At 30.5% G+C, this 12429-nt stretch carries 12 protein-coding genes; 3 read left to right on the forward strand and 9 right to left on the reverse strand.

The genetic code is table 11. The annotated features are described in order from the left end of the window. Genes V7P59_RS04760 through V7P59_RS04785 form a run of 6 tightly spaced genes read right to left on the reverse strand, consistent with a single transcriptional unit; the run spans nt 1 to nt 5958 of the window. Nucleotides 1–591, reverse strand: a complete 591-nt coding sequence (locus V7P59_RS04760) for a hypothetical protein (protein WP_333809013.1) — start codon at nt 589–591, stop codon at nt 1–3. A 1-nt stretch (nt 592) separates the two neighbouring features. After that, the gene (locus V7P59_RS04765; protein ID WP_333809014.1) at nt 593–1384 is read right to left on the reverse strand and encodes a (Fe-S)-binding protein; all 792 of its coding nucleotides are present in this window, start codon (nt 1382–1384) and stop codon (nt 593–595) included. Nucleotides 1385–1416: 32 nt separating this feature from the next. Continuing rightward, nucleotides 1417–2739 (reverse strand): (Fe-S)-binding protein, encoded by a 1323-nt coding sequence (locus tag V7P59_RS04770; RefSeq protein ID WP_333809015.1) that lies wholly within the window; start codon nt 2737–2739, stop codon nt 1417–1419. Nucleotides 2740–2749: 10 nt separating this feature from the next. After that, complete coding sequence (locus V7P59_RS04775; RefSeq protein ID WP_333809016.1) at nt 2750–3703, reverse strand: MlaD family protein; 954 nt, start codon at nt 3701–3703, stop codon at nt 2750–2752. 35 nt (nt 3704–3738) lie between these two features. Beyond that, nucleotides 3739–4878 (reverse strand): N-acetylmuramoyl-L-alanine amidase family protein, encoded by a 1140-nt coding sequence (locus V7P59_RS04780; protein ID WP_333809017.1) that lies wholly within the window; start codon nt 4876–4878, stop codon nt 3739–3741. Nucleotides 4879–4890: 12 nt separating this feature from the next. After that, nucleotides 4891–5958: an N-acetylmuramoyl-L-alanine amidase family protein gene (locus V7P59_RS04785; protein WP_333809018.1), complete on the reverse strand. Its 1068-nt coding sequence runs from the start codon at nt 5956–5958 to the stop codon at nt 4891–4893. A 107-nt stretch (nt 5959–6065) separates the two neighbouring features. On the opposite strand from V7P59_RS04785, the gene V7P59_RS04790 reads away from it, so the two are divergent. From V7P59_RS04790 to V7P59_RS04800, 3 genes are all read left to right on the forward strand, one after another. Then, nucleotides 6066–8753: a putative LPS assembly protein LptD gene (locus V7P59_RS04790; protein ID WP_333809019.1), complete on the forward strand. Its 2688-nt coding sequence runs from the start codon at nt 6066–6068 to the stop codon at nt 8751–8753. A gap of 15 nt (nt 8754–8768) precedes the next feature. Next, on the forward strand, nt 8769–9149 hold the full coding sequence (locus V7P59_RS04795; RefSeq protein ID WP_333809020.1) for a RidA family protein: 381 nt from the start codon (nt 8769–8771) through the stop codon (nt 9147–9149). Nucleotides 9150–9334: 185 nt separating this feature from the next. After that, a complete protein-coding gene (locus V7P59_RS04800; RefSeq protein ID WP_333809021.1) occupies nt 9335–9799 on the forward strand; it encodes a hypothetical protein in 465 nt (154 codons plus the stop codon). Nucleotides 9800–9906: 107 nt separating this feature from the next. Here V7P59_RS04800 and V7P59_RS04805 read toward each other — a convergent pair whose 3' ends face one another. From V7P59_RS04805 to gap, 3 genes are all read right to left on the reverse strand, one after another. After that, a complete protein-coding gene (locus tag V7P59_RS04805; protein ID WP_333809022.1) occupies nt 9907–10278 on the reverse strand; it encodes a methylglyoxal synthase in 372 nt (123 codons plus the stop codon). A 92-nt stretch (nt 10279–10370) separates the two neighbouring features. Then, nucleotides 10371–11222 carry an N-acetylglucosamine kinase gene (locus V7P59_RS04810; protein ID WP_333809023.1) on the reverse strand — a complete coding sequence of 284 codons (852 nt, stop codon included), beginning with the start codon at nt 11220–11222 and terminating at the stop codon, nt 10371–10373. A 95-nt stretch (nt 11223–11317) separates the two neighbouring features. Further along, nucleotides 11318–12325 (reverse strand): type I glyceraldehyde-3-phosphate dehydrogenase, encoded by a 1008-nt coding sequence (gene gap, locus V7P59_RS04815; protein WP_333809024.1) that lies wholly within the window; start codon nt 12323–12325, stop codon nt 11318–11320. Between the last annotated feature and the right edge of the window lie 104 nt (nt 12326–12429).

Below are 12429 nucleotides of genomic sequence, written 5' to 3' on the forward strand. Positions count from 1 at the left end.
TTATTTTTTTATAATATCCGTAACAATTTTATACGATACAAATTTACCTAATTTGGCATCAAACAATTCCATTTCATAATAAGTAACTTCAATATTGTCAGCTGTTTTTAAAACTTTATCTGTCAATAAGAATGCATTATCAAAATAACTTAATAAAATAAATTGATTGATTTTACCTGATTCTTCTTTTACTATAAAAGTTAAAAATTGTTCAAATTTGATATCATAAACTTTTCCTGAAAGGGTAAGTTCATTAGTTACCGATTGGTCTTCCTCTTCTAACATGAATTTAAAAACGGTTGGACATTTCATTCCCATTTTTTTACCCACATCATAACCTAATTCTTCCATTTTCTTGTCGTTAGAAATTACATCTTTACCATAATGTTTCTCAACATCTTTCTCGTAGGCATTAATACCTTCAAGTAAACAAATTCCTATGGTTAGCTCAAAATTATCTTTTGTAATTTCTTGTTTTGTGGCACAAGCACAAGCTTTATCTGCTAATTTATCTGCCAATTGTTCTTTAGTTAGTTTTTGTGCAAAAGTTATGTTTCCAACAAGAACTAATAGTATTAGGATTTTTTTCATTTTATAAATTTTGAGCGTTAGCAATTATTTCAGCAATATCTAACACTTTTACTTCATTTTCTTTGTGTGCAAATTTTATTCCATCAGTCATCATTGTATTACAATATGGACATCCAGTTGCAATTATATTTGGAGTAGTTTCAAGAGCATCTTGTGTTCGTAAAACATTAATATCCATATTACCTTTTTCAGGCTCTTTAAACATTTGAGCTCCACCCGCTCCGCAACATAAAGCTGAACTTTTACTTCTTTTCATTTCAACAACATCAGCATTTGTTTGAGATAGTATTTCTCTTGGAGCTTGATATTCATTATTAGCTCTACCTAAATAACATGGGTCGTGAAATGTAATACGACTTCCTTTATATGTATCTTTATTAAAATCAATTCGACCTTCTTTTAAAAGCTGTTGAATAAATTGTGTGTGATGTACAACTTCATAATTTCCACCCAAACTTGGATACTCATTTTTTAAACAATTAAACGAATGAGGATCACAGGTAACAATCTTTTTTACTTCGTAAGCATTAAGTAATTCAATATTCATTAAGGCTTGCATTTGAAATAAAAATTCATTTCCAGCTCTTTTTGCTACATCTCCAGTACAACTTTCTTCTGTTCCTAAAACAGCGAAATTTACATTTGCTTTATTTAAAATTTTAACGAAAGCTCTTGTGATTTTTTTTGCTCTGTCATCGAAACTACCAGCAGAACCTACCCAAAATAAAATTTCAGGTTGTTTTCCTTCGGCCATCATTTGGGCCATTGTTGGTACAATTAAATTTTCTGACATATTATATACTATTTAAGATAGTTAATGTATAATTATTCGTTAACCCAATTTAAACGATCCATTTGATTATAAGGCCAAGGTGCACCATTGTTCTCAATATTACTCATCATATTGTTTAATTCCATTGGAGCCGCACTTTGCTCCATAACTAAATAACGACGCATATCGATAATAATAGACAACGGACTGATATTAATAGGACATTCTTCTACACATGCATTACAAGTGGTACAAGCCCATAGTTCTTCTGGTGTGATGTAATCGTTTAATAGAGATTTACCATCATCAACAAAAACACCTTTATTTAAATCGATATTTCTTCCTACTTCCTCTAAACGATCACGAGTATCCATCATAATCTTACGAGGTGATAATTTTTTACCTGTTTGGTTAGCCGGACAAGCAGAAGTACAACGACCACATTCTGTACAACTATAAGCATTTAATAATTGTACCCAATTTAAATCTTGAACATCTGAAGCTCCAAACTTAGCCGGAACAGCATCAGGATTTGCTGGGGCAGCAAACGGATCTGCATTTGGATCCATCATTAGTTTTACTTCATTAGTAACGCTTTGTAAATTATCAAATTTTCCTTTTGGGTTTAAATCGGCAAAATAAGTATTAGGAAAAGCAAGTAAAATATGTAAGTGTTTAGAGAAGTATAAATAGTTTAAGAAAACTAAAATTCCTGCAATATGTAACCACCAAGCAGCTCTTTCAATAATTACAACTGAACCTTCATTCATCCCATTAAACATAGGTGCTATAAATTGAGAAATTGGAAAACTTCCAGCTTGATTATAATGTCCAATTCCTAAATTTTGTAAATGTAAATCCGCTGCATTCATTACTAAAAACAACGTCATCAATATCATTTCAAAATATAAAATGTAATTAGCGTCATTTCTTGGTTTTCCATCTAAGTCTGAACTAGCAAAACGACGTAACTTAGTTACATTTCTTCTTATCCAAAAGATAATTACAGTGATAAGAACTAAAAATGCTAATATTTCAAAAGAACCTATTAATGCATCGTAAAATCCGCCCATGAATGATAAAACACGGTGTGTTCCGAAAAGTCCATCAATAATAATTTCAATTACTTCGATATTGATAATTACGAATCCAACATAAACTATAATGTGTAAAAATCCAGCAATTGGACGCTTTACCATTTTAGATTGACCTAAAGCAACCATAGTCATATTCTTCCATCGTTCTGAAGCATTATCACTACGATTTACATCATGTCCTAATTTTATATTGCGGATTAGTTTTTTTACATTGATAGTAAAATAACCTATACCAGCTGCTAAAAGCAATGCGAATAAAATATTATCTAAAAAACTCATTGTATAAAATTTACTTTTTAATTGTATCGTTAACTGGCGCTACATAAGGTTTGTTCTTCTTACCAAAAAGGGAAACATTTACATAGCGTGTAGGATGTAAGCGTAAATCTTGCAATAACAACTCTAACTCTTTTGACGTTTTAGTAAAATTATTGTACATGGCATCATCTTTCATTAATTTACCCATTGTTCCTTTCCCTTTTTCAATGTCAACCATTATTTTATCAACACTAGCTAATGTTTTTTCTAAATTTTTAACCGTTTGACCCAAATTAGCCTTTGCAAGTGAATCTGACATTTTAGAAAAATTTGCAGAGGTTTTATCAAGATTTGTTAATGTTGAATTTAATTTTGATTTATTATCTGCAACTAAACCGTTGATGTTTTTTGATATTTCACTAAATTCAGCAAGAGTTTCATTAAGTTCAGAAATACTATTTTTTAGATTTTGTTTCGTTTTTTCATCTAAAATATCATTGACATTTGTAAATAAAACGTCAGCATTATCTAACAATTTTTGAACTTTATATTGAAGCGGTTCTAATTGTTGCGCTAAAGCATCTGTAATTCCTAATTTACTACTTGCTTTTAAATAATCACCATCTTTAATATAATCTTTATCTTGAAAATTAGGTTTAATAGCAATTTGTCTTCCTCCCACTAAACCAGAATCATAGATTTCAGCAATACTCGATTTTGCAATTGGAAAATCAGTAGTAATTTGCATTTCTACTAAAAGTTTACCATCAGGTTGGATAGTAATAGAGTTTACTTTACCAATCGCTAATCCGTTTAAGGTAACAGGAGCTGAATTTACAAGTCCTGCTACATTATCGTAAATAACATAAACTCTTGTTCCGTTATCGAATAAGTCTTTCCCTTTTAAAAAATTATATCCCCAAATAAATAAGAATATTGATGTAATAACAAGGATTGCGGTTTTGATTTCTCTAGTTAGTTTCAAAGCGTAATAATTTTTAACAAAAATAAACTTTTATTTTATTTTATGGCATCGGTAATCCTTATTTTTATTCCATCTTTATAAGCAACAATGAATGCTGTGTTATATCCTTTTTGCTTTGCTTCTTCTAATTTTTGTTTAGCTGTGTCATAATTTTTTTCTGATGCATAAAAATATTTGTACAAACTTCCATTAGCTTCCATTGATATTGGACTTAAACCTTTAAAATTAGATGGTGTTGTGGCTAATTCTTTTGTGCTTGCAGAAATTTGGATTTTAAATACAATTCCTTTATCTGAAACTTTATCATTAGACTTTTCAATTGGTTTATTTGGTGATTCTTTTTTTGGAATATCTTTTACAATTACATCTTCTTTTTTATCAATAACTTTAGAGTCGATTTTATCATTACCATTGTTAGAAGGATTAAAAAATTCATTTTTATAATCCATTATGGCTCCAGCTATAGCCTCAGCTAATTTGTCTTGCCCTTCTTCTGAATTTAAAAACTCTCCTTCTTCTTTATTTGAAACAAATCCCATTTCAATTAAGACTCTGGGCATGGTAATTTGACGTAATACTAGGAATCCAGCTTGTTTTACACCTCTATTTTTATTATCGGTTTTTTTGGTGAAAAATTCTTGAACTCTTCCTGCTAACTCAATACTTTGATCTAAGTGTTCTTCTTGAAGAATGGAAATTCCAATGACAGATTCAGGTGAATTAGGATCAAAACCATCATATTTAATCTTATAATCGGTTTCTAAAGTAACTACCTCATTTTCGTTTTTTGCTACTTCTAAGTTAGATGCGTTACGCGTAATACCCATTACATAAGTTTCATTACCCGAGGCAGCTTGATTTTTATTTGCATTACAATGCATGGAAACAAATATGCTTCCTTTAGACTTGTTGGCAATATTTGCCCGTTGTTGTAATTCGATAAACACATCCGATTTACGAGTGTAAATTACATCAATTTGTGGGTCTTTTTCTAAAATAGCCCCCACTTTTAAAACCGTTTTTAAAGCAATATTTTTTTCAATATTTCCATGATATACAGCACCATAATCTTTTCCACCATGACCCGCATCTAAAACTACTTTGAATTTTTGATTTTGACTGTATCCCGAAAAAAAGTGCATTACAATAGCAACTAAAACAATTTTCTTAAACATATGCCATTTTTATTAATTAGTAAATGTTACTATATAAGCCGAAGTATATCCTTTTTTCTTTGCTTCTTCTAATTTTTTCTTACAAGCATCATAATCGGTTTCTTCTCCATAAAAATACTTATAGATGTTTTTTTCCTTTTCAAAAGTTATTCCTTTTAAACCTTTAAAATTGGAAGGCTTAGTGTCTAACTTTTTACTTCCAGCAGAAATTTGCACCTTATAATATGTTTTGTTTGATTTGGAAGTGTTTTTTTCGTAACTATTTTTATTTGAAGTAGAATTCGATTTTGATGTATTTGATGTTTTAGTTGACACAATAGTTTCTACTTCAACTACATCGTTAACACTAAAAAAATTATTCTTGTAAGTAATAATTGCCTCTGAAATGGATTGTGACATTTCTTCTTTTCCTTTATCTGAACTAAGATATTTAGCTTCATCAGGATGGGAAAGAAAACCTAACTCAATTAAAACTCCTGGCATTACTGTAGCATCTAAAACCCAAAGGGGTTGCTGATGTACACCTTTATCTTTTCTTTTTAATTCATCGCGAAATTGATTTTGTATTAAAGTGGCTAATTCTATACTTTGCAACAACGACTCTTCTTGCATAATTTTTAAACCGATTAAGGTTTCTGGATTATTAGGATCAAAACCTTTATATTTTGTTTTATAGTCGGTTTCTTGAAAGATTACAGCATTTTCCGTTTTTGCTATTTCTAAATTGGTTCCAGTTCTTGACATTCCCATAACAAGCGTCATTGCACCTATAGGATTTCCAGTTTTAACCGAGTTGCAATGAACAGAAATAAACAAATTTGCCTTCGCTTTATTCGCAATATTTGCTCGTTCTCTTAGTTCTATAAAAACATCTGTTTTTCGGGTATAAATTACTTCAATATCTTTATTTTTTTCTAATATTTTACCAACATTTAGCACAACATCAAGCGCCACATCTTTCTCTTGAACACCATTTTTTACAGCTCCTGGATCATTTCCACCGTGACCTGCATCTAAAACTACTTTAAATTTGGTATTACTTTGAGTAAATCCAAAGGTGAAAGTGAAAAGTAAAAGCATTAAAAACAGCTTTTTAGTATTTTTTTTAGATGGCATAAAACAATTGGTCATTATTATAAGTTATAATTTTATTAAAACATTATTTTTGCAAAAAAATATATGTAAGTTTGACACTTCAAAAAGTGAGCCAAATTTTTACAAAAATACTATTAAAAGCATTGCATACAAAGTTATTTCATATCGTTTTTTCAGTAATTTTTCTAACATTAGGAACCACTTCTACTTTTTCACAAGAAAATCCCATTCCAAATACTATAACTTTAACTAAATCTGATATTGAAAAAGTTAAAGATTCTACTAAAATTGATACCACCAAAAAGAAAAAACCATTTCTTGAAGGCGTTGTTAATATGAAAGCCAAGCAGTATGAAAAACTAGACCAAAAGAAAAAAACGGTTACCCTTTATGACGAAGCTGAAATATACTACACTGACTTTGAACTAAAAGCTGGTAAAATAATTTTAGACTACGAAAAAAACTTAGTTTATGCAGGTAGATTAAAAGATACTGCTGGAAACTATATCCAACGCCCAGTCTTCAAACAAGGACAAAATGTAATTGAACCAGATTCAATTATCTTTCATACCAAATCCAAACGAGCAAAAGTTTGGAACTCCAGAACGACCCAGGGAGAACTTTATATAAAAGCTGAAATTTCAAAAAAGGAGAATGATTCGGTTTATTTTATGAAGAATGCCCGTATGACAACTTCAAAAAATATTGATGACCCCGAATATTACTTTTTAGTTAGAAAAGTAAAATTTGTTCCTAAGAAAAAAGTAGTTGCTGGCTTAACAAATATGGTGATTATGGATGTTCCAACGCCTATTGGTTTACCATTTGCTTATTTTCCAATGTCAGAAAAAAGTGTTTCGGGATTCATTATGCCAACTCCTGGGCAAAATAATAGACAAGGATATTTTCTACAAAATGGAGGTTATTATTTTGCTCTGAGTGATTATTATGATTTAGCTGTTTTAGGTGATTATTACACTAATGGTAGTTATGGATTAAGGGCTGAAAGTAGTTATTCAAAAAGATATAAGTTTAATGGAAGAATGAATTTCCGTTTTGAAAACAACATTCAAAGTGAAAAAGGATTTCCTGATTATATAAGATCGAAACAATATAACATCCAATGGTCGCACGCACAAGATCCAAAAGCGGCTGTAGATTCGAGATTTTCAGCTTCTGTAAACTTAGGTAGTAGCCAATATTTTAGGCAATCAGTTAATATGAATAATGTGGGTTCAAGTTTAAATAACAACTTAAGTTCATCTGTTTCTTATTCCAAAACTTTTAGAAGTGTGCCACAAGTAAACATGTCGGTTTCGGCTACTCATTCTCAAAATACGAATACGAGACAAATTGATATGACATTACCAACATTTCAAGCAAGTGTTGATCGTATTTTCCCTTTTGCGCCAAAAGATGGAGTAAAAAAAGGTTTGATAAAAAATATCAATTTGCAATATAATTTAAGAGGTGAAAATAGAATTAAAACAAATGATTCTTTATTTTTTACTTCTCAGATGTTCAGAGATGCACGAACTGGTTTTCAACACTCTATTCCTATTAATACTAATTTTAAAATATTCAAATATTTTAGCGTAAGTGCTGGTACTGCATTCAATGAAACATGGGTAATGAACACCATTGAAAAAAGATATAGCCCAATTGAAAATAGAGTGATCACAAAAGATGTTAATGGTTTTGAAGCTTTTAGAACTTATAATTTCACTGCTGGTATTGGAACCACTATCTATGGAACTTTTAATTTTGGAGAAGACAAAAAAATTCAAGCAATTCGTCATGTAATGCGTCCAAATATTGGTTATGGCTATACTCCTAGTTTTGATCAATATTTTGAAAAATATGCATTAGATGCTACAGGAATTAATTTTGGCGACTATACCAAATTTGAAAATGGACTTTTTGGTTCACCTTCTAAAAGTTTTTCAAACAGAATGAGTTTTTCATTGAGTAATACTTTTGAAGCAAAAGTTAGAGATGAAGAAAGTAAAAAAGGGGAAACTAAAAAAGTAATGCTATTAAACAATTTGAATTTTGCTATTGGATATGACATTGCTGCTGATTCACTAAAATGGTCTGATATTTCAGTTTCGGGAGGTACACAACTTTTGAAACAGAAGATGAATATTAACTTTGCAGCTACTCTAGATGCATTTGCTATTGATAATGCTGGAAGAAGAATAGATAAATTAAATATTGATAATGGTGGAAGTCTGTTACGTATGCCGAGAGCTAACATGACAATTAACTATAATTTTTCTAGTAAAGACACCGAGAAAAAGTCTAGAGAATCGCAACAAAACTTACAAAATGGAGGAACTGGCGATGATTTATTTGGAAGATCTGTTGACTTGAGTGATTCTAGACAAAGTTTATTTGATAAAGATAAAGAAGAGAATAATAAAAATTTAGAATGGTATAGTTATAAAATTCCTTGGGATTTACGATTGGCTTACTCTGTTACCTACAACAACACTAACAGACAAAATGAAATCCAATCGCATTCTTTAATGGCTTCAGGTAATATTGAATTAGCTCCAAGATGGAAAGTTGGATTTTCTTCGGGATACGATTTTAAACAAAAAGGAGTTACTTTCACACAGTTGCGATTTGAACGTGATTTAGAAAGCTGGAGAATGAGTTTTAACTGGGTGCCATTTGGTACTAATACCTACTGGGGATTCTTTATCGGAATTTCATCATCTATATTTAGTGATATTAAATACGAAAAACGTCAGCTACCTGATCGTGTTTTTAGATAATAGTAATTATTCATTATGAAAAAAATCATTTATACCGACAAAGCACCTGCTCCTATTGGTCCTTACAACCAAGCAGTTTTAGTAGGCAACACTTTATACACTTCTGGACAAATTGCACTAAATCCAGCTACAATGGAATTGGTTTTAGACGATATTGAAACCGAAACCAAACAGGTAATGGAAAATATGAAAGCTGTTTTAGCAGCGGCCGATATGACATTCGAGAATGTAATTAAAACCACCATCTTCATTATGAATATGGGTGATTTTGCTAGAATTAACGCAGTTTATGGAAGCTATTTCGACGAAGCCACAGCTCCAGCAAGAGAAACAGTAGAAGTAGCTTGTTTGCCAAAAAATGTAAATATCGAAATTTCAATGATAGCAGTAAAATAAGTTTGTTAGACTTTATAATTTGAATCCTCACAATTTTGTGGGGATTATTTTATTAAATAAATTTCAAATTGAGTCATTCTTCCTTATTTTGAGAAAGATAATTTATAGTACAGACATAACATTATTTGTGTTTAAGAGAACATTTGTAGTACAATATAAACAAGTTGAAACATTCAAAAAACTTTATGAAAACAACTATAATCCTTCTTTTTATTTCAATAAATTTATGTGCTCAAAAAATTGAGAAACCTTATCCAAAACAAATTGATAGCAAAATATGGATAGAAAAGTTTAATAATTTAAAATCAAACTCTGAAAAAATTATTCAAATTAAAAATAAAATTATATCAGATACTCTTTTTTATAATTATAAGAAAAGAATAATTCTAGATAATCCAAGGGATCCAGAAAAACATATCTGTAAAATTTTATTTTTGATAGAGCATAATGATAAATATTATGAAATCGACTTACTTCAAAACCCAAAATTAACGCAAATAATGAAATATATCAAAGAAGACAATATAACTGAAATAAAAAAACTTGATGATTATAAAAGTGTTGTTTTATTTGGAAATGAAGGCGTTTGTGGGATAATTGTGATGTCATGCAACAAAAAATTAAAACGGAAAATAGAAAACGTTTTATAACCGAATTTATCTCAATGTCTTGTGATTGGTTATCCTTTGAAAAAATCATAATTAGCCTATCTGTTATAGATTAGTCTTTATGCTAACCGTTGTATGGTCTTAAAACATTAAACTTCATCCAACCCCAATAACAACAACTGAGCAGTAGCTTCATTAGTGGCTAACGGTATATTGTGTACATCGCAAATACGAATAAGCATATTGATATCTGCTTCATGTGCGTGACTTGAATTTGGATCTTTGAAGAAGATTACCATTTTTGTTTTTCCTTCGGCTACACGTGCTGCAATTTGAGCATCGCCACCTAGTGGACCGGAAAGCATTTTCTTTACTTTAAAACCCGCGGCTTCTGCCCTTCCGCCGGTAGTTCCAGTGGCTATAATTTTTATTTTTTCTTTCGATAAAATGGTTTTGTTCTTATTTAAAAACTGCACCATATCAGCTTTTTTACCGTCGTGTGCTATAATGGCTATTTCCATAACTAAATGATTTCCTTACAAAGATAAAAAGAAAAAATCCCAAATACATTTAGAACGATTTGAGATTTTCTCCACTTTAAATTTATTTTTTATTATTTGTTTAAAATGTGATACGCAATTAATCCATCAATCGGTCTTCGCAACACATTTCCTATTGTAATTCCATGCTTTTTTAGCACTTCGGTTAATTCCTCTTTCAAGTAAAAAGCTATAGACCCTACAAAATGAACAGGAACTTCTTTGCAATTTTCAAATTGTTCAATGTAGTTCTCTACAAAAGCTTCCATTTCTCTATTGATGAACTTTTGACAAAATGCTGTATCTTTATGTTTAATTAAAAATTTAGCAAAAGTCGCTAAATAAGCATTAGGATTAGGCTCTTTGTATAAATTGTGTTTGATATAATCGGCATCAACATTATATTCTTCTTCAAATTCTAATGCTAGTTCTTTTGGCATTTTATTAAAGTAATATCCTCTAATTAAATGACGTCCAAAACGATTTCCAGAACAATCATCCATTGCAATATATCCTAACGATTGCACTTTTTGGTGCAATACTTTTCCATCAAAATAACTACAGTTAGAACCTGTTCCTAATATACAAACAATTGCTTCTTCATCTTTTGGAGTAGTGGCATACACCGCTGCATAAGTATCTTCATGAACAACTACGGCAGCATTTTTAAAATAATTTTGAAATACTAATGTTAAAAAGTCTTTCATTCTATCGGTTCCACAACCGGCTCCGTAGAAAAACAAATGAGTAGCTTTGTCTTTATTGTGAGAAATATCAAACTTATCATCTAAACGATTGATGATTTCTTCTTTATCCAGTACTTCAGGATTTAATCCTAAGGTTTGAGTAGTGAAAATTACTTTTCCGTTATCGTCAATTGCAATCCAATCGGCTTTAGTAGAACCACTGTCAACTAATAATTTCATAATTTTTAGAATATAAAAAATAGAATATAGAAAAAAGACGAAAATAACGAATAAATCTATATTCTTTGTCTGAATTCTATATTCTTTTTAAAGAATTATAATTTTGCAATATGAACAGATAAATCAATTAATTTACTCGAATATCCATACTCATTATCGTACCAAGAGACTAATTTAAAGAAAGTAGAATTCAATCCTATACCCGCTTTAGCATCTACAACTGAAGTTCTTGAATCGCCTACAAAATCTTGAGATACTACATCGTCTTCTGTAAAACCTAAAATCCCTTTCATTTCGTTTTCAGAAGCCGCTTTTAAAACTTTCATAATTTCCTCGTAAGTAGTTTCTTTGGCTAATTTAACAGTTAAATCTACTACCGAAACATCAACTGTAGGGACACGGAATGACATTCCAGTAAGTTTACCGTTTAATGATGGTATTACTTTTCCTACTGCTTTTGCAGCACCCGTTGATGATGGAATAATGTTTACACTAGCAGCACGTCCGCCTCTCCAATCTTTTTTAGAAGGTCCGTCAGCTACCATTTGCGTTGCCGTTGAAGCGTGAACGGTTGTCATTAATCCTTCAACAATTCCGAAATTATCGTGAATTACTTTAGCTAATGGCGCTAAACAGTTTGTTGTACATGAAGCATTAGAAACGATAGTATCAGTTGCTTTCACTTCGGTATGATTTACACCCATTACAAACATAGGTGCATCAGCAGAAGGAGCCGAAATAACTACTTTTTTTGCACCACCATCAATATGTGCTTGAGCAGTTTCTAAAGTGGTAAAAATTCCCGTACATTCTGCTACAACATCTACATCAACAGTTGCATCATCCCATTTAATTAATTTGGGATCTCTTTCTGCTGTTACACGAATAAACTTGTCATTTACAAATAATTTACCTTCTTTAACTTCTACTTTACCGTTAAAACGACCATGTACTGAATCATATTTTAATAAGTAAGCTAAATGTTCAACATCCAATAAATCGTTGATAGCAACTACTTCTACATTATCTCTATTGAAAGTTTCTCTGAATACGATTCTTCCTATTCTTCCAAAACCGTTAATTCCTAATTTTACTTTTGACATTTTCTTTATTTTTTTATTGTTGTAAATCGTTTTTATTTTTGATTTTAAGACAAGATTCCCTTTGGCTCTTATTTGAAAGCCATGAAAAAAATTATTAAAATTCT

The sequence above is a fragment of the Flavobacterium sp. genome (assembly GCF_036782315.1).
Lineage (GTDB): Bacteria > Bacteroidota > Bacteroidia > Flavobacteriales > Flavobacteriaceae > Flavobacterium.

Excerpts from the sequence above, each read along its gene's own strand:
- V7P59_RS04760 (WP_333809013.1), bottom strand. The coding sequence starts at position 591 with ATGAAAAAAATCCTAATACTATTAGTTCTTGTTGGAAACATAACTTTT.
- gap (WP_333809024.1), bottom strand. The coding sequence starts at position 12,325 with ATGTCAAAAGTAAAATTAGGAATTAACGGTTTTGGAAGAATAGGAAGA.
- V7P59_RS04805 (WP_333809022.1), bottom strand. The coding sequence starts at position 10,278 with ATGGAAATAGCCATTATAGCACACGACGGTAAAAAAGCTGATATGGTG.
- V7P59_RS04765 (WP_333809014.1), bottom strand. The coding sequence starts at position 1,384 with ATGTCAGAAAATTTAATTGTACCAACAATGGCCCAAATGATGGCCGAA.
- V7P59_RS04770 (WP_333809015.1), bottom strand. The coding sequence starts at position 2,739 with ATGAGTTTTTTAGATAATATTTTATTCGCATTGCTTTTAGCAGCTGGT.
- V7P59_RS04810 (WP_333809023.1), bottom strand. The coding sequence starts at position 11,222 with ATGAAATTATTAGTTGACAGTGGTTCTACTAAAGCCGATTGGATTGCA.
- V7P59_RS04795 (WP_333809020.1), top strand. The coding sequence starts at position 8,769 with ATGAAAAAAATCATTTATACCGACAAAGCACCTGCTCCTATTGGTCCT.
- V7P59_RS04780 (WP_333809017.1), bottom strand. The coding sequence starts at position 4,878 with ATGTTTAAGAAAATTGTTTTAGTTGCTATTGTAATGCACTTTTTTTCG.
- V7P59_RS04785 (WP_333809018.1), bottom strand. The coding sequence starts at position 5,958 with ATGCTTTTACTTTTCACTTTCACCTTTGGATTTACTCAAAGTAATACC.
- V7P59_RS04800 (WP_333809021.1), top strand. The coding sequence starts at position 9,335 with ATGAAAACAACTATAATCCTTCTTTTTATTTCAATAAATTTATGTGCT.